The organism is Streptomyces sp. SD15, assembly GCF_054462255.1.
In genome coordinates, this window is record NZ_JBTLMO010000035.1 from 76,049 (window position 1) to 100,161 (window position 24,113).

Annotated in this window: 20 protein-coding genes and 1 pseudogene; 11 read left to right on the plus strand and 10 right to left on the minus strand. The window is 69.4% G+C overall.

Going from position 1 to position 24,113, the window contains the following annotated elements; translation table 11 throughout:
• Positions 1-15: 15 nt before the first annotated feature.
• The 6 genes and pseudogenes from ACX28W_RS29680 to ACX28W_RS29705 all read right to left on the minus strand — a co-directional run bounded on the left by ACX28W_RS29680 (position 16) and on the right by ACX28W_RS29705 (position 5,120).
• Positions 16-933 (minus strand): hypothetical protein, encoded by a 918-nt coding sequence (locus ACX28W_RS29680; protein WP_459002797.1) that lies wholly within the window; start codon positions 931-933, stop codon positions 16-18.
• Entirely contained in the window at positions 930-2,498 is a 1,569-nt protein-coding gene (locus ACX28W_RS29685) for a S1 RNA-binding domain-containing protein (RefSeq protein ID WP_459002798.1), read from the minus strand. Before ACX28W_RS29685 ends, ACX28W_RS29680 begins: the two co-directional genes overlap by 4 nt.
• A 22-nt stretch (positions 2,499-2,520) precedes the next feature.
• On the minus strand, positions 2,521-2,880 hold the full coding sequence (locus ACX28W_RS29690; protein ID WP_459002799.1) for a hypothetical protein: 360 nt from the start codon (positions 2,878-2,880) through the stop codon (positions 2,521-2,523).
• Between the two features lie 72 nt (positions 2,881-2,952).
• On the minus strand, positions 2,953-3,828 hold the full coding sequence (locus tag ACX28W_RS29695) for a hypothetical protein (protein WP_459002800.1): 876 nt from the start codon (positions 3,826-3,828) through the stop codon (positions 2,953-2,955).
• A 238-nt stretch (positions 3,829-4,066) separates the two neighbouring features.
• Positions 4,067-4,363 (minus strand): annotated as a pseudogene (locus ACX28W_RS29700) (nitroreductase family protein); the annotation flags it as partial.
• Between the two features lie 103 nt (positions 4,364-4,466).
• Positions 4,467-5,120, minus strand: coding sequence for an NADPH-dependent F420 reductase (locus ACX28W_RS29705; RefSeq protein ID WP_459002802.1), 654 nt, complete (start codon positions 5,118-5,120; stop codon positions 4,467-4,469).
• A 66-nt stretch (positions 5,121-5,186) separates the two neighbouring features.
• On the opposite strand from ACX28W_RS29705, the gene ACX28W_RS29710 reads away from it, so the two are divergent.
• From ACX28W_RS29710 to ACX28W_RS29745, 8 genes are all read left to right on the plus strand, one after another.
• Entirely contained in the window at positions 5,187-5,633 is a 447-nt protein-coding gene (locus ACX28W_RS29710) for a winged helix-turn-helix transcriptional regulator (protein ID WP_459002803.1), read from the plus strand.
• Between the two features lie 130 nt (positions 5,634-5,763).
• Positions 5,764-6,621, plus strand: coding sequence for an alpha/beta fold hydrolase (locus ACX28W_RS29715; protein ID WP_459002804.1), 858 nt, complete (start codon positions 5,764-5,766; stop codon positions 6,619-6,621).
• 193 nt (positions 6,622-6,814) lie between these two features.
• Complete coding sequence (locus ACX28W_RS29720; RefSeq protein WP_459002805.1) at positions 6,815-8,635, plus strand: ABC transporter transmembrane domain-containing protein; 1,821 nt, start codon at positions 6,815-6,817, stop codon at positions 8,633-8,635.
• A complete protein-coding gene (locus ACX28W_RS29725) occupies positions 8,632-10,437 on the plus strand; it encodes an ABC transporter ATP-binding protein (protein WP_459002806.1) in 1,806 nt (601 codons plus the stop codon). The genes ACX28W_RS29720 and ACX28W_RS29725 overlap by 4 nt, the downstream gene beginning before the upstream one ends.
• Positions 10,438-10,524: 87 nt before the next feature.
• Complete coding sequence (locus ACX28W_RS29730) at positions 10,525-11,502, plus strand: NAD(P)-dependent alcohol dehydrogenase (RefSeq protein WP_459002807.1); 978 nt, start codon at positions 10,525-10,527, stop codon at positions 11,500-11,502.
• 278 nt (positions 11,503-11,780) lie between these two features.
• Positions 11,781-13,841, plus strand: coding sequence for a M4 family metallopeptidase (locus ACX28W_RS29735; RefSeq protein ID WP_459002808.1), 2,061 nt, complete (start codon positions 11,781-11,783; stop codon positions 13,839-13,841).
• A gap of 298 nt (positions 13,842-14,139) precedes the next feature.
• Positions 14,140-15,798 (plus strand): M4 family metallopeptidase, encoded by a 1,659-nt coding sequence (locus ACX28W_RS29740; protein WP_459002809.1) that lies wholly within the window; start codon positions 14,140-14,142, stop codon positions 15,796-15,798.
• A 69-nt stretch (positions 15,799-15,867) separates the two neighbouring features.
• Positions 15,868-16,371, plus strand: a complete 504-nt coding sequence (locus tag ACX28W_RS29745; protein ID WP_459002810.1) for a DUF1990 family protein — start codon at positions 15,868-15,870, stop codon at positions 16,369-16,371.
• 65 nt (positions 16,372-16,436) lie between these two features.
• On the opposite strand, the gene ACX28W_RS29750 is transcribed toward ACX28W_RS29745, so the two are convergent.
• From ACX28W_RS29750 to ACX28W_RS29760, 3 genes are all read right to left on the minus strand, one after another.
• On the minus strand, positions 16,437-16,589 hold the full coding sequence (locus tag ACX28W_RS29750; RefSeq protein WP_459002811.1) for a hypothetical protein: 153 nt from the start codon (positions 16,587-16,589) through the stop codon (positions 16,437-16,439).
• Positions 16,590-16,658: 69 nt separating this feature from the next.
• Positions 16,659-16,856, minus strand: a complete 198-nt coding sequence (locus tag ACX28W_RS29755) for a DUF397 domain-containing protein (RefSeq protein ID WP_459002812.1) — start codon at positions 16,854-16,856, stop codon at positions 16,659-16,661.
• A complete protein-coding gene (locus ACX28W_RS29760; protein WP_459002814.1) occupies positions 16,853-17,683 on the minus strand; it encodes a helix-turn-helix domain-containing protein in 831 nt (276 codons plus the stop codon). The genes ACX28W_RS29755 and ACX28W_RS29760 overlap by 4 nt, the downstream gene beginning before the upstream one ends.
• Positions 17,684-18,017: 334 nt before the next feature.
• Here ACX28W_RS29760 and ACX28W_RS29765 point away from each other — a divergent pair, with 334 nt between their 5' ends.
• Entirely contained in the window at positions 18,018-18,452 is a 435-nt protein-coding gene (locus ACX28W_RS29765) for a VOC family protein (RefSeq protein WP_459002816.1), read from the plus strand.
• 347 nt (positions 18,453-18,799) lie between these two features.
• Here the strand turns inward: ACX28W_RS29765 and glgP are convergent, their stop codons facing one another.
• The gene (glgP, locus tag ACX28W_RS29770; protein WP_459002817.1) at positions 18,800-21,418 is read right to left on the minus strand and encodes an alpha-glucan family phosphorylase; all 2,619 of its coding nucleotides are present in this window, start codon (positions 21,416-21,418) and stop codon (positions 18,800-18,802) included.
• Between the two features lie 484 nt (positions 21,419-21,902).
• Here glgP and ACX28W_RS29775 point away from each other — a divergent pair, with 484 nt between their 5' ends.
• Both ACX28W_RS29775 and ACX28W_RS29780 read left to right on the plus strand, forming a co-directional pair.
• A complete protein-coding gene (locus ACX28W_RS29775) occupies positions 21,903-23,105 on the plus strand; it encodes a S8 family peptidase (RefSeq protein ID WP_459002818.1) in 1,203 nt (400 codons plus the stop codon).
• Positions 23,106-23,337: 232 nt separating this feature from the next.
• Positions 23,338-24,113: maltotransferase domain-containing protein (locus ACX28W_RS29780; protein WP_459002819.1), on the plus strand; the 776-nt coding region annotated here is incomplete at its 3' end.

Here is a 24,113-nt window from a genome sequence, read left to right on the forward strand (position 1 = left end):
CGTCATTGTCGGCGGTCATGTAGTCGTCGGAGCGTTGTCGTTCGCTTCGGGGACGTAGCCGCAAAGGTGCGGTGCGCATTCGGCGTTGTGGTCTCTGCCCCAAAGGTAGGTGTCTCGCTCGATGGAGCGGACGCGGTGGACGAGTCGCAGCTGGTCTTTGCGGGGCAGAGTCGAGGGCAACGCTGTGAAGGTCTCCGGGAGTGCGGCGACCATGCCGCTGACCTGCTCTCCGTTGTACATCTGCAGCAGCGTGGTGCACTGCCACCAGTCGATCTTGCCGCCGCGACTGTCTGGGGTGCCGGGCCAGTAGTAGTGGGCCGGGTCCGGGAGCAGATAGTGGACTCCGTCGGGGGCCAGGTGGGCCCGGAGCCATGCCGCCCCTCCACCCGGGCCGAGCCGGAGCCGTCGGGCCTCGTCGTGCAGGGCGCAGATCGCTTCGGTGTCGAGGGCCTTGAGAACGTTCGCTACCGGAGGCAGTGGCTGGCGCCCGACTGGGGCCTTGACCGGCCAGCGCCTGAGCAGAAGGCTGACCCATTGCTGCGGCGTCCTCGGCGACGGGTCCTTACGGGACGCAGGCAGTGGCGGGGGTGGCGTCCAGATTCGCCCTGACTGTTCGATGTGACGCAGCATCCATGTCCGCGCCTCCGGGCCGGCGGTGTTCCAGACCCAGCTCATCGGTCGTTCGGCCATCGCCTGATCGAAGCTCCCAGGGGACTTGCCCCGACGGGACGGCTTCCTGGGGGTTGGCCGTGCGACGCCCGGAAGATTGTGGCTCAAGTTGGCCAGGAATCTGATGCGGTCCAGAGCCTGGTCAGGGGAGTTGTCCTGCGCCACGTGCTGTGGGCTTCCGGCCAGATGGCGGATCTCGGTGAACGCCCTGGCCGCCAGAAGCGCGGCTATGTCCCGGTCGAGCTCGGCCTCCTGGCTCCTCATGCCGATCCGTCCTTACTGCCGCCCTGAGGGCGGGTTGTGCGGGCCTGGGCGTGCGACAAGGCAATGCGGCGGCGCGCGGTATCGACCTCAATGATCTTCACGGTGAGGGCGTCACCGACCTCGATATCTTTCTCTGACGATTCATTCAGCTCGCTGGTGTGCACCAGCCCCTGGAAGCCGTCCTCTCGGTCTTCGATGCGGACGAAGACGCCGAACGAGACGATCTTGGTGACCGGTCCGGTGACCACCTGGCCGATCCGCTGCGCCACCTGCGGCCACGGGTCCTCCTGTACCGCTCGCAGCGACAGCGGTACCCGTTCCCGGACGATGTCGACGTCGAGGACCTCGGCTGTGATCTCCTGGCCGACGCTGACGACATCGGACGGGTGGTCGAAGGGACGCCAGGACAGCTCCGGAATGTTGATCATCGCGGTGAAGCCGCCGATGTCCACGAAGGTGACGCCGAAGTCGGCGATGGTCGTCACCGTGCCGGTGACGACCTGGCCGCGCCGCAGGGTCTTCAGGAACGCCCAGTCCCGGTCGCTGGGCGTCGGCTCGGTCTGCCAGCGAGCGCGCAGGACACCGTCACTGTCCGGCAGTACAGCTGTGAACAGGGGGAGATCTTCACCGGCATACATGGATACAACACCGGCAGCATGCGCGCTGGCGAGCTGGGAGGCCACCGCCTCGAACTGGGTCTCGTCCACGACCGTGCTCGTGATCTGTCCGTCCTTGTCTTCCCAGACGACCTCCACCATGCCTTCGTCGGGCAGAGCAGCCACGGCCGTGTCGACGTCGGTGAGCAGGTCCGGCCAGACCGCCAACTGGGAGCGTGGGGTCAACTCGGAGCGCACGGTCTCGATGGTGTCGCGGGTCAGGCGGTGCCATCGGGAGGCGTTGATGGCGAAGACCTCCTCCAGGAACACGGCACGGTGGGCGCTGACAGTCCAGCGCAGGCGGCCCCAGAAGTCGGCGTCGGCCGGACGCTGTACGTGCTGTGGGTCATCGGGGGCGAAGTCGTACGGCGATGCGTGCACGCGTTCTGGGAAAAGTCCGAGCGAGCGGGTGCGGGCCAGCGCCGCTTCGCAAGGGCGGCTGCTGCTGACGTAGAGGTACTGGTCCCAGCCGACGTGCACGGTGAATGCCCCCTCCGCCTCCAGACGGCACCAGGCGCCGTTGTCGCGGAGCATGGCCCTGACGAGTTCCAGGCCGACGGCCATCGATACCAGGGCACCGTCGTGGAACCCGGTGAGGCCGGCTGGGAAGACGTCGGTCAGGCCGTAACCGTCGACCGGTGGCTCCAAGCAGAAGTGGCAGAAGCCGCCGATCTGCGGCTCGCGGACAGCCAACTGGTCGACACCGGATTCTTCGGCAAAGGCGGCGATGGCCTGCAGGTATGCGGCTTCGACCCGTCCGTGGTCACTGGTCGCAGGCTCGACGCCCACGTAGTGGCCGTGCTGATCGCGGTCGGCAGGGTCGTACTTGGTGACCTGATAGACGTATGGCAGCACGTCACTGCGCCCCGGAGGTTGAAGGCGCTGCTGCTGGGGCCTGGTGGCGTTCAAGCACGTAGTACACCGTGCCGGGTCAGCCGTCGAGGCGGTGAAGGATCTGCGTGAACTCGTCGGACTCGATCAGACCGGTGAGTACCTGGATCATGTTGCTGATGCCAGGATCGCGGACGATCAGGCCGTCCGAGCACCAGAAGTAGCGGCCTCCCAGGGCTTCCCCGCTTTCGGCCCATCTAGCCATGATGGCCTCGACTTGTCCGAGGGTGATGATGGTCGCGCTCCAGCGGGATCCGTCCTTCAGGTCCACGAAGACGTCGATATTGTCCACAGATTCCAGATCCTCGCCGGAGTTCGGCAGGAAAGCGGCTTCGAAGTGCTCAGTGCGAACCCGGTACCAGGGCCCGTCCGAGCGGCCCGGTTGTGTGCTGTGGCTCATCGGGAGAGTGTGCCGGGCTAAACCGTCCGGCTCAACTGAGTTCTCCAGGCACCCTTCACGTCGGGGTGTGGTTCACAGGTCAGGTTCGTACGGTGGGATTGTCCAGCGCAGTACCGTTTCGCCTGCGCGGGCTTCGAGGGTGGCGGGGTAGACCTGTCCGTGGCCCCGCTCTCCGTGGTGGCGTATGGAGTGGTCCCCGGGATCCCAGCCGAGACCGAGAATTGGACATCCGTCGAGGTCGATGGCACCCGCCAGCAGTGGGTGGCTCCAGCCGGCTCGGTTGAATCGGTGGAAGTCGGTGTGGGCGTCGACGGAGACCATCAGCCCGTTGCCGGGGCCTTCTCGGGTCCAGGCGCGGAGCCGTTCGGCGACCGCTTCGGCCTCGACCAGGGGAAGGTCGAGCCACCCGCGCGGCCCATGTCCGCTGGGGTGCTGCGGGATGCGGTCACCGCCGAACTGCGCATGGACGGTGTCTTCGTACCTGCCCCAGTAGGTGACGTCCGCGAGACCGTCGGTGGACGGTCCGTCCAGGCCGGTGAAGTCGTCCAGCGCCTGAGCGTCGCCGAGGACCATGCCACATCGGTCGACCGGAAGGTCGCCGAGCTGCAGGGGTTCGCGGCCATCGGGGCCGACCCAGGGCCGGCCGAGGTCGACCTCCAGGACGGCGATCGTCGGTTCCCCGTCGAAGGGCGAGGCCGATGTCTGGGCCCGAACCTGCAGGGGCCGGTCTGGGGCGGCTGCTACCGCGATCGCCTCGCACATCCAAGCAGACGGCTCACTGTCCTCGGGTCCGTGCAAGTGCCCGCCGCCGGAGGCTATTACGACCCGGGCCCACTCGGACAGCGGCCGGCCCACCTGCGGCCAGTAGTCGATCCAGCTCGCCATCCCCAGCACGAGTATCCCGGAGGGCGCGGTGACGGTGCCAAGGTCGACATCGGTCTCAGTCATCTGCTGATTGAACAGGCACGGAAGCTTAAGGATCAAGGTTCCGTCGCGTCCGCGGTCCGCGTGGAGCGGTCCTGCGGGGTGCGCTGCTGCGACAGGAGCGGGCCGAGGCGCAGGTGGCGATCCCTGCGACGGGACACGAGTGGCCACCCCATCAGCGGGAAACGATCTTCGGTCGACTGGGAAGCGATCTTCAACCGCTTCTGTCCTGCCTGGTCAGACGCACTCGTGAACACCCCTATCGCTGGGCGGCCGCGGCGGCAAAACGGTCCAGATACGGTGAGGCCAGTTCGGCCGGGTACATCGGATACTCCCGCTCATCCCCCGGATCTCCCGCCAGTGCCCTGGTCGTCGCACGCCTCTTCAGCTCGGCCAAAGGCTCGCCGGTCACGACATACACATGCCACGGCTGGAGGTTCCCGCTCGAAGGGGCCCGCGTCGCTGCCGCCAGCACTCGTTCGAGGACCTCCCTGGGCACCGGCTCATCGCTGAACGCCCGCACAGCCCTGCGACTGTCCACGGCTTCATACACATCCACGTCTTCTCCGTCCTCTCACTCCATGGCAGGCAGTGAAGACACGAGGATGATCGTTGCACCCGGCCAACCGGCCGGGTGGAGCTTTGGTGCTGCCAAATCTGTGTCAGTCCATCACAGGCGATGAGGGCACTCGAGGCACTGCGGAGTTGGGGTCGAAGCCTGCGAACGCCAGTCCAATGACGAAACCCGCCACCTCCTCCAGCTGGCGAACGCGATCCAGCGCCCCAAGAATCGCCGGCGTCCCGCCGACGTCACGCACCAACTCGCCGACGACATGCAGTGCCGCAGCATCGTCGCCGCACATCGCCACAGTCACGCTGGAGGGGCCACCGCCGGGAGAGCTCGTCCACTGACCAGCGGGAAAGAGGTGGAACGCCTTGACGACATGAGCTCCTGGAGCAAGCCCGGCGATCCGCCTCGCCATCGACTCGCCGTGCTCGGTGAGCAGACCGCCGACACCATGCGCGACAGCGTTCGTGGGATCGATCAACGGCGTCCCGTCAAGCAAGCCGTCGGACGCGCCCGCCAGTCCCAGCATGTCCTCGACGCCGTCCCAGGACACGGCGAGCAGCACCGCATCGCGCCCGATGACCGCCTCACGCGGCGCGACGGCGAGCACTCCGTGGCCCAGCCGCTCAGCAAGCTGCTCCGCCTTGACCTGCGACCGCCCGCTGATCGACACCTCGTGCCCGGCGCGTGACCAGCCCTCGCCCAAGGCCGCCGCCAGCGTCCCTGTTCCCAGGATCCCGATTCGCATCGTCGCTTCCTCTCAAGTGGCAGTCAGTTGGGCAGTCACATTAAGGAAGGCGTTACGCACCGATCGGTGCGTGACGACCGCGCGATGATGGGCGACGAGATGACTGATCACGAAGGCCATTGCTACGAGTTGGTCGCTGACTGCCGTCTGCGCGCGGCCACCGATCTCTTCGCCCACACCTGGGATCCCGTCGTGCTGGCGGCTCTTCGCGCGGGCCCGCGCCGACGCCGCGAGCTGCGCGTCACGATCGGCGGGATCAGCGACAAGGTCCTGACCGACACCTTGCATCGTTTGCTCTCCAGCGGCCTGGTCGACCGCCACGCACATGCCGAAGCGCCACCTCGCGTCGAGTACAGCCTGACAAGCTTGGGGCAGAGCCTCGTCGAGGGCCCCATGATGGCGCTCGACGCTGCAATCGAGCACAGTGACGAGCTTCTCGAAGCACAGGAGAACGCGGCACTGAGACCATCAGACCCGACAGTGAGTCCATCAGAAGCGGACCGAGCCGGATGAATACCCTCGGCCACCCTCTTGGCGTTCCCGCAGGTCAAGCCAGCACGAGGCACCGCTTGACCTACTCCACAACGAGCACGTCATGGAAACCCGGTTGCCCGATCCGAACGCCGCTGACAATGTCCCGGCCATGCCTACCTTCTCCGCGCACGACGGGACCAAGCTCGCCTACCACGTGTTCGGAGACGGCCCTCCGGTGGTCTGCCTGCCCGGAGGCCCGACGGATTCCGCATACCTCGGCAACCTCGGCGGCCTCTCCGCCCACCGGCAGTTGATCAGGCTGGACCTGCGGGGCACCGGCCAGTCCGCGACACCACAGGACATCGCCTCCTGCCGCTGCGACCGGCTCGTCGACGACGTCGAGGCCCTGCGCGAGCACCTCGGCCTCGCCCAGATGGACCTGCTCGCGCACTGCGCTGGCGCCAATCTGGCCACGCTCTACGTGAGCCGCCATCCGGAATACGTCAGCAAGCTCGCGCTGATCACGCCAAGCGTCAGGGCCGTGGGCCTCACGATCACAGGAGACCTCCGGCTGGAGACCGCACAACTCCGCCGGGACGAACCGTGGTTCCCGGAGGCGTTTGCTGCCCTAGAGGCGATCGTGGCGGGCAAGGCCACCGCCGACAGCTGGAACGCCATCGCACCCTTCTCCTACGGCCGCTGGGACGAGGCGGCCCAGGCACATCAGGCCGCCGGGGACGAGCGGATGAACCAGGAGATCGTCGCTGCCTTCGGCGCCGACGGCGCTTTCGCCCCGGACACCACCCGCACCGCACTCGCCCAGTTCAACCCGCCGGTCCTCCTCCTGGCCGGAGAAGCCGACCTGGGAGCCCCTCCTCACACCATGGCCGAGTTCGCGGACCTCTTCCCGAACGCCGAACTCGTCGTCCAGCCCAGCGCCGGACACTACCCATGGCTCGACGACGCCGACCGGTTCGTGGCGACCACCACAGCGTTCCTGGGACACACCACCGCCCCGTCGTCATAACCCCAGCTGTTGAAGTTCCCCGGACGAAACCAAGTGGCACAACGGAAAGTAACCGCCCTCGCCGACCACCAGGGACCGGATTGCTCACCATGAACCGACGCGGTCAGTGCTCACGACACCCGGATTTCAACGTTTCCGCAGGAGCCAGTGCCAACGATCAAGGGGAACCTACACGAAGGGAGAAGGGGGACGGATGATCGACGCGTACGAGGATCCGGGCACGCCCGACTGTCGCAGCGGCGGCCGGTACCCGTGGTGGCTGATCCGCAGACAGCGGGGGCGGGCCGCTGCCGGGGCGCTGCTCGGCACCGTCTGGATGGTCCTCACGGCGGTCGCGCCGTATCTGCTCGCCCGCGCGATCGACGACGGCCTGGAGCCCGGCGACCAGGCCGCACTGGCCGGCTGGACCGCCGCCCTGCTGGGCCTCGGGGCGTTCAACGCCTGGGTGAGCATCATGCGGCACCGCACGATGACCCGGCTGCGGATGGACGCCAACTTCCGCACGGTCAAGGTCGTGGTCGGGCAGGCCACCCGGCTGGGGGCCACGCTGTCGCGCCAGGTCGAGGCCGGGGAGGTCGTCACGATCGGCGTCGGCGACGTCCAGACGATCAGCCAGTCGCTGACGGTCGTCGGCCCCGGCTTCGGCGCGACGATCGCCTACGGAGTCGTCGCCGTACTGCTCCTTTCGGTCTCGCTGCCGCTGGCCGTGGTGGTGCTGCTCGGGCTGCCGCTGATCGCCCTGGTCGTGGGACCGCTGCTGGGGCGGCTGCAGGGCGCGGAGACGGGATACCGCGAGCGGCAGGCCGTACTGACGGCCCGGATCGGCGACCTCGCGGGCGGCCTGCGCGTCCTCAACGGCCTCGGCGGCAAGGGGCTGTACGCCGACACCTTCCGCCGCGACTCGCAGGAGCTGCGGGCGCAGGGCTACCGGGTCGGGGCGGTGACCAGCTGGGTTCAGGCGCTCGCGCTCGGACTGCCGACCCTGTTCCTCTCCGTCGTGACCTGGCTCGCGGCCCGGCTGGCCGCTCAAGGGTCCATCTCCGTGGGCGAGTTGGTGTCCGTGTACGGCTATGTGGCGGCCATGGTGATGCCGGTGGCCTTCTTCGTCGAGTGCGGCTACCAGCTCAGCCGGGGTCTGGTGTCCGCCCGTCGCGTCGTACGTTTCCTGTCGCTGGAGCCGATGGCCTCCGCCAGCTCCGCCGCGGACGCTCCGCCGTCCCCGTCCGTACTGCGCGACCCGGAATCCGGCGTCGACGTGGCGCCCGGGAAGCTGACCGCGCTGGTCGGCGTGCGCCCGGCGGACTCGGCGACCGTCGTCGACCGGCTCGGCCGGTACACGGAGTCGGCGGCGACCTGGGGCGGCTTGCGCCTGGACACGATCGACCTCACGCAGGTCCGTGGCCGGATCCTGGTCGCGGACAACGAAGCCGACCTGTTCGCGGGCACGCTGCGCGACCTGGTCTCCGGGCGCCGGGACCACGACGACGAAGCCATCACCCGGGCCGTCCACACCGCCGTGGCCGACGACATAGTCCTCGGACTGCCGGACGGGCTGGACTCGGCCCTCGACGCGCAGGGCCGCAGCCTCTCCGGTGGCCAACGGCAGCGCGTCCGGCTGGTGCGGGCGCTGCTCGCCGACCCCGAAGTACTGCTCGCGGTCGAGCCCACCTCGGCGCTCGACGCCCACACCGAGGCAACCGTCGCGGCCCGGCTGCGCACCGCGCGATCCGGCCGTACGACCGTCGTCACCACCACCTCGCCACTGCTGCTCGACCAGGTCGACACCGTGTACTACCTGGTCGACGGCCAGGTAGCGGCGAGCGGCGGCCACCGCGAACTCCTCGACGGTGAGCCGGGATACCGCGCGCTGGTGGCCCGCGACGCGGACACGGACGCGGATGCGGCCGGCTCGGACGCGGATGCCGTCGACTCGGACGCGGATGCCGTCGACTCGGACGCGGATGCCGTCGACTCGGACGCGGGCGTCCTCGACTCGCGGGAGTCGGTCCGATGAGCGCGCACCTGCCCGTCGCCGAACCGGCCGAGGTGCGGCGGGCCGCACTGCGGCTGATCCGGGCGGACGGACGCGCCTTCGGCGCCGTGCTCGCGCTGAACGCGCTGGCCGCCGCTGCCGGTCTGGTCGGACCGTGGCTGCTCGGCCGGATCATCGACGACGTCCGGGCGGGCGGCGGTGTGGAGGTGGTGGACCGGCCCGCCCTCGTCATCCTGGTGTGCGCGCTGGCGCAGCTGCTGCTGGCGCGCACCGCCCGGTATGTGGGGCACCGCTTCGGGGAGCGGACGCTGGCGCGGGTGCGGGAGGAGTTCGTCGAGCGGGCGCTGGCGCTGCCCGCCTCGGTGGTGGAGCGGGCCGGCTCGGGCGACCTGACGGCCCGGGGCACCGCCGATGTCGCCCTGGTGGGCATCACCCTGCGCGACGCCGGGCCCACGCTGCTCATCTCCTCGGTGCAGGCGCTGTTCATCCTGGGCGCGGTCTTCGTCCTCAGTCCGCTGCTCGGCGGCTGCGGGGTGCTCGGCCTGGCCGGCATCTGGTTCGCCACGAGCTGGTATCTGCGCCGGGCGCGCGCCGCCTATCTCGCCGAGGGCGCGGCCACCTCGGAGGTCGCCGAGATCCTCGCCGCGACCGCCTCCGGCGCCCGCACGGTCGAGGCCTTCGGACTGCAACGGCGCCGCGTCACCGCCGGCCGGAACGCCCTGGAGACATCCCGCCGGACCCGTCTGCACACCCTGTACCTGCGCACCGTGTTCTTCCCGATCGTGGAGGTGTCGTACGCCGTCCCCGTAGCCGGCGTACTGCTGCTGGGGGGCGTCCTGCACGCGCAGGGGGCGATGAGCCTGGGTGCGGTGATCGCCGCTGCCCTGTATCTGCGCCAGCTCGGCGAACCGCTCGACCAGATCCTGATCCAGATCGAGCAGTTGCAGAGCAGCGGAGCCTCCTTCGCCCGTGTGGAGGGACTGGGCCGGGCACCGCGGGCGACCGGGTCCGGCTCCCCCTCCCCGGTGGACGACCGGATCGACGTGACCGACGTCCGCTATTCCTACGACCGCGGGGGCGAGGTGCTGCGCGGCGTCGACCTGGTCGTGCGGCCCGGGGAGCGGCTGGCCGTCGTGGGTCCCTCCGGCGCCGGGAAGACCACCTTGAGCAGACTCCTCGCGGGCATCGACGAGCCACGCTCGGGCAAGGTGACGGTTGGGCGGGTGCCGATCGCCGACCTCGATCCCGAGCAGCTGCGGCGGCAGGTCGTCCTCGTCACCCAGGAGCACCACGTGTTCCTCGGCACCGTCCGCGACAACCTGCTGATCGCCGAACCGGCCGCCGCTGACTCCGCGTTGTGGTCGGCGCTCGCCGCGGTCGGCGCCGACGACTGGGTGCGGGAGCTGCCCGCGGGCCTGGACACCGAGCTGGGCCCCGGCCACCGCGCGGACGGCTCGCGGGCCCAGCAACTGGCCCTGGCCCGGGTCGTGCTGGCCGACCCGCACACGCTCATCCTCGACGAGGCCACGGCGCTGCTCGACCCGACGACCGCACGCCACACCGAGCGTGCGCTCGCCGCCGTACTCGAAGGACGCACCGTCATCGCCATCGCGCACCGTCTGCACACCGCCCACGACGCGGACCGGGTGGCGGTGATGGAGGACGGCCTGCTGACCGAACTCGGCACCCACGACGCCCTGGTGGCAGCCGACGGCGCCTATGCGGCGCTGTGGCACTCGTGGCACAGCGAGCGCCGCGACGAGGACCGGGACGGGGGCCGGGACGAGGGCCGGGACGAGGGCCGAGACGAGTGCGCCCCCTAGGGCTTTTCCCCGATTCCCGTGGCCGCGTCGCTCCGCTACCGTCGTGAGGAGTGCCGCTCCCGAAGGCCAGGTGTCACGGAGGCCCCGATGAAGGCAATCGCCCAGGACCGGTACGGCTCGCCCGACGTACTGGAGCTCAGGGACGTCGACACACCGGTGCCGGCCGACGGCGAGGTGCTGGTGCGGGTGCACGCGGTTTCGGTCAACGCGTACGACTGGCACTTCATGCGGGGCCATCCTTACCTGGCGCGTCTGTCGTTCGGGGCCCGTCGGCCGAAGACGCCGATCCGGGGGCGGGACTTCGCCGGGCGGGTGGAGGCGGTCGGCGAGAACGTCAAGCGGTTGCGCCCCGGTGACGAGGTGTTCGGCGAGGCAGACGGGGCGTTCGCGGAGTACGTGTCGGCCTCGCAGGACGCCGTGGACACGAAGCCGGCCAACCTGTCCTTCGAGCAGGCGGCCGCGCTCCCGCTCGCGGGCAACACCGCGCTCCTGGGCCTGCGCGACCTGGGCCGGGTGCGGGAGGGGCAGCGTGTTCTGGTCAACGGCGCTTCGGGGGGCGTGGGGACGTTCGCCGTGCAGATGGCCAAGGCGTACGGGGCAGACGTGACCGGCGTGTGCAGCACGAGGAACGTGGAGCTCGTCGAGTCGCTCGGCGCGGACCGCGTCATCGACTACACCCAGGAGGACTTCACCCGTGACGGGCAGCGCTACGACGTGGTGTTCGACCTGGTGGCCAACCGCTCGCTGACGGATTTGCGCCGAGCGTTGACGCCCACGGGCACGCTCCTGCTGTCCGGCGGAGGCGTGTCCGACGGTGGCAGTCTCCTCGGCCCGGTGGGTCTCACCCTCAAGGGGCAGGCCCTGTCACGCTTCGTCGGCCAGCGGCTGCTCTCGTTCTTCGCGCAGCCAAGCGCGGAGAAGCTGACGGCGCTGCGGGAGCTCGTCGAGTCCGGGCAGGTCACGCCGGTCATCGACCGGACGTACGGCTCGCTCGGCGAGACGCCCGAGGCGATCCGGTACCTAGAGGTGGAGCACGCGCGGGCGAAGGTCGTCGTGACGGTGTGAGCCGCGACCGACAGGTTCGTATACCGAACATGGCCACCCGGAGAACGGAACGTTTCCAGCCAAGTTGTTGACGCGCTCCTGACAGCGGGTGGCATCTCCTGCCACTCTTCCCAGGACCCCTTCACAGCAACCCCACAGCACAACTGCTGTGTCGCGGCATCCCCCCATGCAACTGGTTCCGCGTTTCTCCCTGTTCTGCCCTGTGCTGCCCGGACGGGTACCGACCGCCCGGATCCCCACTGGCCGCGCGACCCGTGGCCACGCAGAAGGAGTCAGTGTTGAGCAGCAATTCCTCCCACAGACGCACCTCCCCCACCCCCCGCCGCCACACCCCGCACCGCCGCGCCGCGGCCGTCGCCCTCGTCGGCATCTCCGCCCTGCTGGCCGCCGCCGTCCAGTCGGGCGCCGCGAACGCCGCCCCCACGCAGGCCCCCTCGGGCAAGGTCAACCCCGGCGCCATCGCGCTGAAGCTCTCCCCCGCCCAGCGCGCCGAGCTGATACGCGACGCCGAAGCCGCCAAGGCGGACACCGCCGAGGACCTCGGTCTCGGCGCCAAGGAGAAGCTCGTCGTCCGCGATGTCGTCAAGGACGCGGACGGCACGGTCCACACACGCTACGAGCGCACATACGACGGACTCCCGGTCCTCGGCGGCGACTTGGTGGTCGACACCGCCAAGTCGGGCACGACCGAGGGCGTCGTCAAGGCGACACGGGCCGCCATCAAGCCGGCGACCACGAAGGCCGCGCTGCCGGCCGCCAAGGCCGAGACGCAGGCCCTGTCCGCCGCCAAGGCGGAGAAGGCCACGAGCCCCGACGTCAACCGCGCCCCGCGCAAGGTCATCTGGGCCGCGAGCGGCACGCCGACCGTCGCGTACGAGACGGTCGTCGGCGGCTTCCAGCACGACGGCACCCCACAGGAGCTGCACGTCGTCACGGACGCCACCACCGGCAAGAAGCTGTACGAGTGGGAGGCCATCGAGACCGGCACCGGCAACACGGTGTACAGCGGCACGGTCGACCTCACCACCACACAGTCCGGGACGACGTACAACCTCACCGACGGCGCGCGCGGCAGCCACAGGACGTACAACCTGAACCGCGGCACCTCGGGCACCGGCACACTCTTCTCCGGCTCCGACGACGTATGGGGCAACGGCGCCGCGTCCAACCTGGAGTCGGCCGCCGCCGACGCGCACTACGGCGCGGCGCTGACCTGGGACTACTACAAGAACGTGCACGGCCGCAGCGGTATCAGGGGCGACGGCGTGGGCGCGTACTCACGGGTCCACTACGGCAACAACTACGTCAACGCCTTCTGGTCCGACAGCTGCTTCTGCATGACGTACGGCGACGGTTCGGGCAACGCCAACCCGCTCACGTCGATCGACGTGGCCGCCCACGAGATGACGCACGGCCTCACCTCCAACACCGCGGGCCTCAACTACAGCGGCGAGTCCGGCGGCCTGAACGAGGCGACCTCCGACATCTTCGGCTCCACGGTCGAGTTCTACGCGGCCAACTCCTCCGACGTCGGTGACTACCTCATCGGCGAGGAGATCAACATCAACGGCGACGGCACGCCGCTGCGTTACATGGACAAACCGAGCAAGGACGGTGCGTCCAGGGACAGTTGGTACTCGGGGATCGGCTCGATCGACGTCCACTACTCCTCGGGCCCCGCGAACCACTTCTTCTACCTCCTCTCGGAGGGCAGCGGCACCAAGACCATCAACGGCGTCACCTACGACTCGCCGACCTCCGACGGGCTCCCGGTCACCGGGATCGGGCGGGCGAAGGCGGAGCAGATCTGGTTCAAGGCGCTCACCACGAAGTTCACCTCGACCACCAACTACGCGGCGGCCCGCACCGGCACGCTCGCGGCGACAGGTGAGCTGTACGGCACCACGAGCGCCGAGTACACGGCGGTACAGAACGCGTGGGCGGGCGTCGCGGTCGGCACCCGGCCCGGCGACGGCGGTGGCGGCACCGGTACGTCGTTCGAGAGCACGACCTCCGTATCGATTCCGGACAACGGCGCGGCGGTCACCTCGTCACTCGCGGTCACCGGCATCACGGGCAACGCGCCGACGAACCTTCAGGTCGCCGTGGACATCACGCACACCTGGCGCGGTGACCTGGTCGTCGCCCTGGTGGCCCCGGACGGCACGGCGTACACCCTGAAGCCCTTCAGCTCTTCCGACTCGGCGGACGACGTGAACGAGACCTACACGGTCAACGCCTCCTCCGAAGTGGCCAACGGTACTTGGCAGTTGAGGGTCCAGGACCAGGCGGCGCAGGACGTCGGCACCATCAACAGCTGGAAGCTGACGTTCCCGTAGACCGCGAGTGAACGCACGACAAGGGTAGGGCGTCGTCCCGGTGGTTCAACTCCCCGGGGCGGCGCCCTCTTTGCCTTGCCCAGGGTTTCCCTTGGTGGCCCATTTACCTAGATCGATTCCGTATTGCGTACAGCGATCTTCATCCAACGGACGCTTTTTGGCCAAGGTTTGATCGCCCTCATGACATGTACGCGTCCCAGGTGCCACTCTTCCACCGCACGGCTCACCCGCACCGCAACTTCACACCGTCCGTACGGCCACCCCATGCCGTCCGGACTCCCCCACAGAAGGAGCTTGCGTGACTCCCCTCTACGCGCGTCACAAGCGCACTACTCTGGCCATCGCCACCGCTGTCGCGGCCGGAGCTCTGCTCGCCACCGGTATGACCACCGGTGCTTCCGCCGAGACCCCGGCGGCCCCCACGGCCAAGGCGCCCCTCCCGGGCGCCCAGGTTCAGCTGTCCCCCGCGGCGCGCACCTCCCTCATCCAGCAGGCCGAGGCGGCGACTCCCGAGACCGCCGAGGAGATAGGCCTCGGCGCCGAGGAGAAGCTCGTCGTCAGAGACGTCACCAAGGACGCGGACGGCACGGTCCACACGCGCTACGAGCGCACGTACGACGGACTCCCGGTCCTAGGCGGCGACCTGGTCGTCCACGAGACCGCGTCCGGCAAGACCGAGGGCGTCACCAAGGCGACGAAGGCGACCATCAAGGTGGCGTCCGTCAAGCCGACCATCACCATCGCGAAGGCCGAGAAGCAGGCCCTGACCGCCGCCAAGGCCGCCGGCTCGGAGAAGACCGAGGCCGACAACGCGCCCCGCAAGGTGATCTGGGCGGCGGACGGCACGCCGACCCTCGCCTACGAGACGGTCGTCGGCGGCCTCCAGGACGACGGCACCCCGAACGAACTCCACGTCATCACCGACGCGGCCACCGGCAAGAAGCTCTACGAGTACCAGGGCATCGAGACCGGCACCGGCAAGAGCCTGTACGCCGGCACGGTCACCCTCGGCACCACGCTGTCGGGCTCGACGTACCAGCTGACCGACGGCACGCGCGGCAGCCACAAGACGTACAACCTCAACCGCGGGACCTCCGGCACCGGCACCCTGTTCACCGACGCGGACGACACCTGGGGCACCGGCGTGGCCTCCAGCTCGGGCACCGACCAGACCGCGGCCGTCGACGCCGCGTACGGCGCGCAGACGACCTGGGACTTCTACAAGAACACCTTCAACCGCAGCGGCATCAAGAACAACGGCGTCGCCGCCTACTCGCGCGTCCACTACGGCAACGCGTACGTCAACGCCTTCTGGTCCGACAGCTGCTTCTGCATGACGTACGGCGACGGGTCCGGCAACGTCAAGCCGCTGACCTCCCTGGACGTGGCCGGCCACGAGATGACCCACGGCGTCACCTCCAACACCGCGGGCCTCAACTACAGCGGTGAGTCCGGCGGTCTGAACGAGGCCACCTCCGACATCTTCGGCACGGCGGTCGAGTTCTACGCGGCCAACTCCAACGACGTCGGCGACTACCTCATCGGCGAGAAGATCAACATCAACGGCAACGGCACCCCGCTGCGCTACATGGACCAGCCGAGCAAGGACGGCGCGTCGGCCAACTACTGGTCGTCGACGCTGAAGAACCTGGACGTCCACTACTCGTCGGGTCCCGCGAACCACTTCTTCTACCTGCTGAGCGAGGGCAGCGGCAGCAAGACGATCAACGGGGTGACCTACAACTCCCCCACCTACAACGGCTCTACGATCACCGGTATCGGCCGGGACAAGGCCAGCCAGATCTGGTACAAGGCCCTGACCCAGTACATGACGTCGACGACCACGTACGCGGGCGCCCGCACCGCGACGCTCAGCGCGGCGTCGTCGCTGTACGGCTCCACCAGCACGGAGTACGCGGCGGTGGCGGCGGCCTGGACCGCGGTCAACGTGAGCTAACCGGTACGTAGCCGTCAGGGCGGTACCCGGAGAGAAGGCAACTCCGGGTACCGCCCTACGCTGTCCCCCATGCCCTACACGTACGAGGACGTGGGCGCGACCCGCGAGGACCGCTGCCCACCGGGCTTCCACCGACTGCACGTCCGCACCCGGATAGGCGAGGGCGAGGCTGTCTTCCGCCGCGCCTCCGAGGCCCTCATGACCTGGGAGCTGCACCGGGCGGTGGGCGTAGGAATCACCTCCGACGCCGCCAAGGCGGCCCCCGGAGTCGACGTCACGGTCGGCCTGGGTCCCATCAAGGCCCCCTGCCGCGTCGTCTGGACAACGGAGGAATATCGCCGCACCGCCTGGGCGTACGGCACCCTCACCGGCCACCCCGAATGCGGCGAGGAAGCCTTCGAGATCACCCGCACGGGCGACGGCTCCGTCTGGCTCACCATCACCGCCTTCAGCCGCCCGGCCAGGTGGTACGCCCGCGCGGGCGGCGCCGCAACCCGGGGGTTGCAGCACGCGTACGCCCAGCGGTGCGGGAAGGTACTGCGGCGGCTGTGCGCCCCGCACGAACAAATCTGACGGGGCACCGAGCCCCGACCGCTACCCCTACCCCCACCGCCATAGCAACCGGGCCACGACCACCGTCACGCCGGCCGCCCCCACGCTGCCACGACGCCGAAAACCAGTTGGACGAGATCCCACTCGACGCGGGGCACCCAGCGGCCGGCGCGTTTGCGCAAAGTGGCCCCGCATCCGATGAGCACCAGCAGCATGGCGCTCCTCTTGTCGAGGATCACGCGCTCACCTCATCAACACCCCGGCCGCCCCCACCAGTCGCCCCTCGTACACCCACCGCCTGCGATGGGTTACTTGGCGAATGCGCCAACGAACGGCAGCCACGCCCCGGCGGAAACGAGGATCACGGGACCACCAGGCGTCTTACTGTCCCGCACGGGCACGACACCAGGGACGCCGTCGGCGACCTCGACGCACGAGCCGCCGTCCGCGTTGCTGTACGACGACGTGCGCCAGCGGGCGGATCGCAGGTCGTACGAACTGTTCATGGTGTGTAGCCCTCCCCGAGTCGGCCGATGAACGCGAGGGACGCCTCCGGTGACAGGGCGGCGGCCCTAGCCAGATCGTAGGACTTGGCGAAGTTCGCGACCACTGCCGGGTCCTCGATCAACTGTCCTGAGTAGGCGCTCTCGGTGTACACCACAGGCGGCTCCTCGGCGAAGGTCATGAGGGTCATCGACCCGTACAGGAGCGGATTGACCCCACCCGAGAAGGGCATCACCTGCACGATCGCGCGATGCCCACGGGAGACCTCTGCAATGTGCTCCAACTGCTCGCGCATCACGTCGCCCCCGCCAACGGGCACCCGCAGCACGGCCTCATGAATGACAAACCACAACTCGGGATCGACCGGATCCTTCAGCAGGGCCCGCGCCCGCTCCTGCCGCGCACAGACGAGCTGTTCGATCTTCTCCTGATCGACCAGGGGCCGCGCGGACCGGACGAGCGCACAGGTGTACGCCTCGGTCTGAAGGAGCCCCGGCACCACCATCGTGGCGAAGTCACAGATGGCCTTCGCCCGACGCTCCAACTCGGCGGCCGCCGCGAAGTAGTCGGCAAACTTCGACGCCTTGAGGATCGCCGCACACAACCGCCGGAAGAACCCGTCCGCCCCCAGCACCCCATCGATCCGCTCCGACAGATCCAACTGCGGCCTACGGATGGCGATCTCGATCTGCCCGATGTACGGCCCGGAGCAGTACACCAAGTCCCCGAGCCCACCCTGCGTCAACCCCGCGTCCTCCCGCCGCCTGCGCAACTCCGCGCCATAGAACTCCCCCATGGAAACGGGGTCGAGCTGCTTCGGCTGAGACATACCGGCTCCCTCCTGCCATGACGTCGTCGTCAGGGCACGCACTGCGTCGAGCATAGATACAGAGAGAATCGGCCCGCACACAGACCGTGAACTTCACGGCGGGCGGGTTGCCCCCCGTACGCTCCTTCGTCGTACTGGGGCGTGGCTACAACTCACCTGCGCGCAGGCGACGTTCCCGAAGTCCGCCAGGACCTCCTCCAGTGGGGACACTGTCAGGATCGTCATCCCACGGCCCAAGGTCCCACTCATCGCCAAGAGTCGGCCGCATGCGCCACAACCTGGCCAGGGGCGGGCCCGTGGAGACGACGAAGGACCCCGCCTCTACGATGGGCCGATGGCGTCGATCAAGCAGTTCCAAATCACCTTCGACTGCGCAGAACCTGAGCGCGTCGCTCGTTTCTGGTGCGAGGTGTTGGGGTACGTCGTACCGCCGCCACCGGAGGGGTTTGCCACTTGGGACGATTTCGATCGCGCACTGCCGCCTGAGCGTCAAGGTGCGGCGTTCGCATGCATTGATCCCTCAGGTGTGGGCCCGCGACTGTTCTTCCAGCGCGTTCCCGAAGGCAAGGCCGTCAAGAATCGGCTGCATCTTGACGTGCGGATCGGCACCGGGCTCGTGGGTGAAGAGCGCGTGGCCGCACTTGAGGCCGAATGCGCACGGCTGGTCGCGCTCGGCGCGGTACGCGGGCGACTACTGCTTGCCGATGGCTTCAACGAGTCGTGCCTCGGGATGCAGGACATCGAGGGCAACGAGTTCTGTCTCGACTGAGTGGCCGCGAACGCGGCACCTCCGCGAGTCGACTGGTGCAGTTCGCCATCACGAGGGTCGCCGTACCGCGGCGCGCCAACGGTCCTGATCCGGAACCACCCTTCGGTGTCCACGAGCAGGGACCGGTACGGGGTGGGCGCCGACCGAGTCAACGACGGCCCGGCAACGGCTCGTCAGCGGCGCAGGACGCTGACGACCCGCTCCCTGCCCAGGCCCGCGGCCGGGTCGACCTCGCCCGGATCGAGCGGCACACGACCAGCCCGCCGCCCCACGCGCTCGCGAGCGGAATCGCCGCCTGGTGCCAATCGCCGATCCGGGCGAGGACCCCGGGATCCGCCGCACGTGGGTCAGCGCATCAAGACCCCCGCCCCCTCCCCCACCTCCTCCGAAGGAATCGCCACCAGCCCCACCTCCGCGCTGGACGCCAGCAGCCGGTGCGTGGGCAGGATGCGGACCGTGTAGCCGTAGGGTCCCGTCCGGTCCAGGGGCAGTGGGCCCTCGTAGAGCCAGCGGCCCTCCAGGTCGGGGCCGCCCGCCGGTTTCAGTGGGACGTAGGTCGCGTCGGTGATGCGGTCCTGGGAGTCGACGCGGCCGGAGACGGCCTGGACCTCGACGTCGTCGGGGGCGAGGTCGGCGAGGGCTACGCGGACGCGGAGGGAGAGGGTGGTGCCGAGTTCGGCGGTGGTCGTGGCGGCGGAGGCCTCGACGTGGTCGACGGTGACCTGCGGCCAGGAGGCCCGGACGCGGGACTTCCAGGTGGCGAGTTCGCGGGCCGTGTCCGGGGAGAGGGAGCGGTGGGCGCGGGCCGCGGGGGCGTACAGGCGTTCCACGTATTCGCGGACCATCCGGCCGGCCAGCACCTTCGGGCCGAGGTGGGTCAGGGTCTGGCGGACCATCTCGATCCAGCGGTCGGGGAGTCCGCCCTGGCCCTGCTCGTAGAAGCGGGGGGCGACACGCTGTTCGAGTAGTTCGTACAGCGCCGCCGCCTCCAGGTCGTCGCGGCGGTCGTCGTCCGTGGCCGTGCCGTCCGCCGTGGGAATCGCCCAGCCGAAGTCCGGCCGGAACCATTCGTCCCACCAGCCGTCCAGGACCGACAAGTTGAGACAGCCGTTCAGCGCCGCCTTCATGCCGCTCGTGCCGCAGGCCTCCAGCGGGCGCAGGGGGTTGTTCAGCCAGATGTCGCAGCCGGGGTACAGCTTCTGCGCCATCGCCATGCCGTAGTCGGGGAGAAAGACGATGCGGTGGCGTACGCGCGGGTCGTCCGCGAAGCGGACCAGTTCCTGGATCAGGCGTTTGCCGCCGTCGTCGGCGGGGTGGGCCTTGCCCGCCACGACGATCTGGAGGGGGCGGTCCGGGTGCAGGAGGAGGTCCATCAGGCGGTCGCGGTCCCGCAGCATCAGGGTCAGACGCTTGTACGAGGGGACGCGGCGCGCGAAACCGATCGTCAGGACGTCCGGGTCCAACACCCCGTCGATCCAGCCGAGTTCGGCCGTCCCGGCGCCACGCTGGCGCCAGGACGCGGCGAGCCGTTCCCGTACCTCCAGCACCAGCTGCTCCCGCAGCACCCGGCGCAGATCCCAGATCTCCTGGTCGGCGATGTCCGCCACCGCGTCCCAGCGTTCCGAGCCGCCGACCGTCATCGCGTCCTCGGTGCGCTGGGCGCCGATCTGGCGGGCGCCGAGGCGGAAGACCTCCGGTGCCACCCAGGTCGGCGCGTGCACGCCGTTCGTCACCGAGGTGATCGGGACCTCGTCGGGGTCGAAGCCAGGCCACAGGCCCGAGAACATCTCGCGACTGACCTGGCCGTGGAGGAGCGAGACGCCGTTGGCCCGTTGGCCGAGCCTCAGCCCCATCACCGCCATGTTGAAGACGTTCGGCTCGCCGCCGGGGTACGTCTCCATGCCGAGGCCGAGGATCCGTTCGACGTCGATGCGCGGGAGTTCCGCGTCGGCGCCGAAGTGGTGGGCCACCAGTTCCCGGTCGAAGCGGTCGATTCCGGCGGGGACGGGGGTGTGAGTGGTGAAGACGGTGCCTGCCCGTACCGCCTCCAGCGCCGCCTCGAAGTCCATTCCTTCGGCGGCCAGTTCGGCGATCCGCTCCAGGCCCAGGAAACCCGCGTGCCCTTCGTTCGTATGGAACACCTCGGGCTGCGCATGGCCGGTGAGACGGCAGTACGTCCGTACCGCGCGCACCCCGCCGATGCCCAGCAGCATCTCCTGGAGCAGCCGGTGTTCACTGCCGCCGCCGTACAGCCGGTCGGTCACCCCGCGTTCGCCGAGGTCGTTCTCCTCGACGTCGGAGTCGAGCATGAGCAGGGGCACCCGGCCGACCTGGGCCAGCCAGACCCGGGCCCGCAGCGCGCGTCCGCCGGGCAGGGCCAGCGAGACCTGGGCCGGGGTGCCGTCGCTCTCGCGCAGGGGAACGAGCGGGAGTTCGTTCGGGTCCAGGACCGGATAGTGCTCCTGCTGCCAGCCGTCCCGGGACAGCGACTGACGGAAGTAGCCGTGCCGGTACAGCAGTCCCACGCCGATGAGCGGTACGCCCAGGTCGCTGGCGGCTTTGAGATGGTCGCCGGCGAGGATGCCGAGGCCCCCGGAGTACTGGGGCAGCGCGGCCGTGATGCCGAACTCGGGCGAGAAGTAGGCGATGGCGGCGGGGAGTTCGGACGGCTGGGTCTGATACCAGCGCTCGCCCGTCACATAGTCGCGCAGATCGTCGGCCGCCGCGGCGAGGCGGCGCAGGAAGCGGCGGTCCTCGGCGAGTTCGGCCAGGCGCCGGGACGACACGCTGCCGAGCAGGCGTACGGGATCACCGTCCGCCACGGCCCAGCGCTCGGGGTCGACGGACTGGAAGAGGTCACGGGTCTCGGCATGCCAGGACCAGCGCAGATTGCGCGCCAGGTCGCTGAGCGGGTGAAGGGCTTCGGGGAGTACGGGCCGGACGGTGAATCTGCGGATTGCCTTCACGAGTTCCACCTTCACGAAGGGCGTGAACAGCAGGACGTAAGCAGCGGGTCGTAAGCAGCAGGTCGTAAACAGCGGCGAGACGTACGCAGCGGGTCGCAAACAGCGGCAAGACGTACGCAGCACCACGTACGCGGCTGAGGGACGCACCCCCTTGTGCGCCCTTCGTCACCCACGACGTTAGCGGCGAGGCTGCCTCCGCAACACGGCGCATCGAAGAACTCCGGCGCGGGTGGGCCGAGTCTCCCGCCCCGGTGACTGCGGCGGAAATTCGCCGCAACCTTCACGTGTACGCCACGGCCGATATGGCCGATTCCGCCCTCATGGGTGGCCTTGTGGCACTTCACACCGCACGAGAGGCTGCCAAGTGGCGTACGGCCGAGCACGGTGCGGGCGCGGTACGAGCACGGTACGGACCCGGTACGGACCGGTCCGCACCGCTTGCCTCCGGCCTCCGTACGCCGAGTCGAGGAGGGGAACTCACGTCATGGCACAGACGAGACAGAGGCGTCTGCGCTGGGCAGGATGCGTCACCGCGGTCACGACGGTCGCGGTACTTTCGGCCATCCCGCCACCCGCGCACGCCGCCCCGCAGGGGCAGATACTCGGCGCCGGTGCCCCCGGTTCCGTCAGTGGAAGCTACCTCGTGACACTCAAGGGGGGAACGAAGGCTCCGTCGGCGGCGGGAAAGAGCATCGCCGAGAAGTACGGGGCGAAAATCAGCCAGACCTACAGCACGGTGCTCAACGGCTATGCGGTGAAGGTCAATGAGAGGCAGGCCCGGCGGCTCGCGGCCGACTCCCGCGTGGCCTCGGTCGTCCAGGACACCCGGGTGACGCTCGACCACCACCAGAGCAACCCGCCGTCCTGGGGCCTGGACCGGATCGACCAGCCGAACCTGCCGCTCGACAAGGGCTACACCTGGCCCGAATCGGCGGGCAAGGGCGTGACCGCGTATGTCATCGACACCGGCATCCGGATCACGCACAAGGACTTCGGCGGCCGGGCGAGTTACGGCTGGGACTTCGTCGGGGGCGACAAGATCGCGGGGGACGGCAACGGTCACGGCACGCATGTCGCCGGCACCATCGCGGGCACCACGTACGGCGTCGCCAAGAAGGCCAAGGTCGTCGCCGTCCGCGTCCTCGACAACGCCGGCTCCGGCACCACCGCCCAGGTCATCGCGGGCATCGACTGGGTGACCAAACACGCGCACAAGCCCGCGGTGGCCAACGTGAGCCTGGGCGGGTACGCGAACGCCCAGTTGGACGCCGCCGTACGCAACTCCATCGCCTCCGGGGTGACGTACGCGATCGCGGCGGGCAACGACGGGCTTCCGGCCGGTCTCTACTCCCCGGCCCGCGTCAAGCAGGCCCTCACGGTCGGCGCGAGCGACAAGGCGGACGCCCGGGCGCGCTTCTCGAACTTCGGTTCCTCGCTCGACCTGTTCGCACCCGGCGTGGCGATCACCTCGGCCTCGTATGTGAGCAACACCGGGAAGGCGACCTACTCCGGTACGTCGATGGCGAGCCCGCACGTCGCGGGCGCGGCCGCGCTCTATCTGGCCGACCATCGCAAGGCGACCCCGGCCCAGGTGGGCAAGGCGCTCGTGGGGCGGGCGGTGCCGGGGAAGGTCATCGGCGCGGGGCTCGGCTCACCGAACAGGCTGCTTCAGGTCAACAATCCCTAGAGAGCCCTGACGAGCCGCGGGTCGACCATCCCTGGAAAACCGCAGGAGACAGGCACCGGCCTCGCCGTCACCGGACGAGGCCGGTCTTGTGTGCAGATATACGCGTGAGTAGTTAACAAAGAGCCGGATTGCCCACCCGAATAGGGTGGGAAGGCTCCTCCGGTACACCCCGCAGGCCCCACCTCCCCACACCGTCATCCGCCCACCCACGTTGACGCGGACAGGAGCGGTCATGCCCGCCACGCACCACACGTCGCCACCCCCGACGACCACCTCCACCACACCCCCCATACGCGGGGTCGACGCCGGCCCCCGCACCCCGGAGAAACCCTCCACCGAACCCGGTGGCGCCGTCGGACGCATACCCGTCCTCGACGTACGCCCCGTCGTCCTCGGAGGCAGCCGGCCCGCCAAGGCGGTCGTCGGCGAGGCCTTCGACGTCTCGGCCACGGTCTTCCGCGAGGGCCACGACGCGGTCGCCGCGAACGTCGTCCTGCACGATCCGGAGGGCCGCCCCGGCCCCTGGACCCCGATGCGCGAACTGGCCCCGGGCACCGACCGCTGGGGCGCCCGGGTCTCCGCCGGGGAGCCGGGCCTCTGGACGTACACGGTGGAGGCGTGGAGCGACCCGGTCGCCACCTGGCGCCACCACGCGGGGATCAAGATCCCGGCGGGCATCGACACGGAACTGGTCCTGGAGGAGGGCGCGCGGCTGTACGAACGGGCCGCCGCCGGACTCCCGAAGAGCAGCGGCGCAAGGGACGTCGTCCTCGCCGCCGTTGACGCGCTGCGCGACCTCGACCGGCCCGCCTCGTCCCGCCTCGCCGCCGCCCGCACCCCCGACGTGGATCAGGTCCTCGCCCGCCATCCGCTGCGCGAACTCGTCACCTCCTCCGAGCCGTTGCCCCTGCTCGTGGAGCGCGAGCGCGCCCTGTACGGCGCGTGGTACGAGTTCTTCCCGCGCTCGGAGAGCGGACGGCTCGACCCGCCGGTCCACGGCACGTTCCG

Coding starts and splice junctions, on each gene's coding strand:
- ACX28W_RS29690 (WP_459002799.1), bottom strand. CDS start 2,880: ATGAGCCACAGCACACAACCGGGCCGCTCGGACGGGCCCTGGTACCGG.
- ACX28W_RS29725 (WP_459002806.1), top strand. CDS start 8,632: ATGAGCGCGCACCTGCCCGTCGCCGAACCGGCCGAGGTGCGGCGGGCC.
- ACX28W_RS29680 (WP_459002797.1), bottom strand. CDS start 933: ATGAGGAGCCAGGAGGCCGAGCTCGACCGGGACATAGCCGCGCTTCTG.
- ACX28W_RS29765 (WP_459002816.1), top strand. CDS start 18,018: ATGGCGTCGATCAAGCAGTTCCAAATCACCTTCGACTGCGCAGAACCT.
- ACX28W_RS29695 (WP_459002800.1), bottom strand. CDS start 3,828: ATGACTGAGACCGATGTCGACCTTGGCACCGTCACCGCGCCCTCCGGG.
- ACX28W_RS29715 (WP_459002804.1), top strand. CDS start 5,764: ATGCCTACCTTCTCCGCGCACGACGGGACCAAGCTCGCCTACCACGTG.
- ACX28W_RS29705 (WP_459002802.1), bottom strand. CDS start 5,120: ATGCGAATCGGGATCCTGGGAACAGGGACGCTGGCGGCGGCCTTGGGC.
- ACX28W_RS29760 (WP_459002814.1), bottom strand. CDS start 17,683: ATGTCTCAGCCGAAGCAGCTCGACCCCGTTTCCATGGGGGAGTTCTAT.
- ACX28W_RS29755 (WP_459002812.1), bottom strand. CDS start 16,856: ATGAACAGTTCGTACGACCTGCGATCCGCCCGCTGGCGCACGTCGTCG.
- ACX28W_RS29775 (WP_459002818.1), top strand. CDS start 21,903: ATGGCACAGACGAGACAGAGGCGTCTGCGCTGGGCAGGATGCGTCACC.
- ACX28W_RS29745 (WP_459002810.1), top strand. CDS start 15,868: ATGCCCTACACGTACGAGGACGTGGGCGCGACCCGCGAGGACCGCTGC.
- ACX28W_RS29730 (WP_459002807.1), top strand. CDS start 10,525: ATGAAGGCAATCGCCCAGGACCGGTACGGCTCGCCCGACGTACTGGAG.
- ACX28W_RS29720 (WP_459002805.1), top strand. CDS start 6,815: ATGATCGACGCGTACGAGGATCCGGGCACGCCCGACTGTCGCAGCGGC.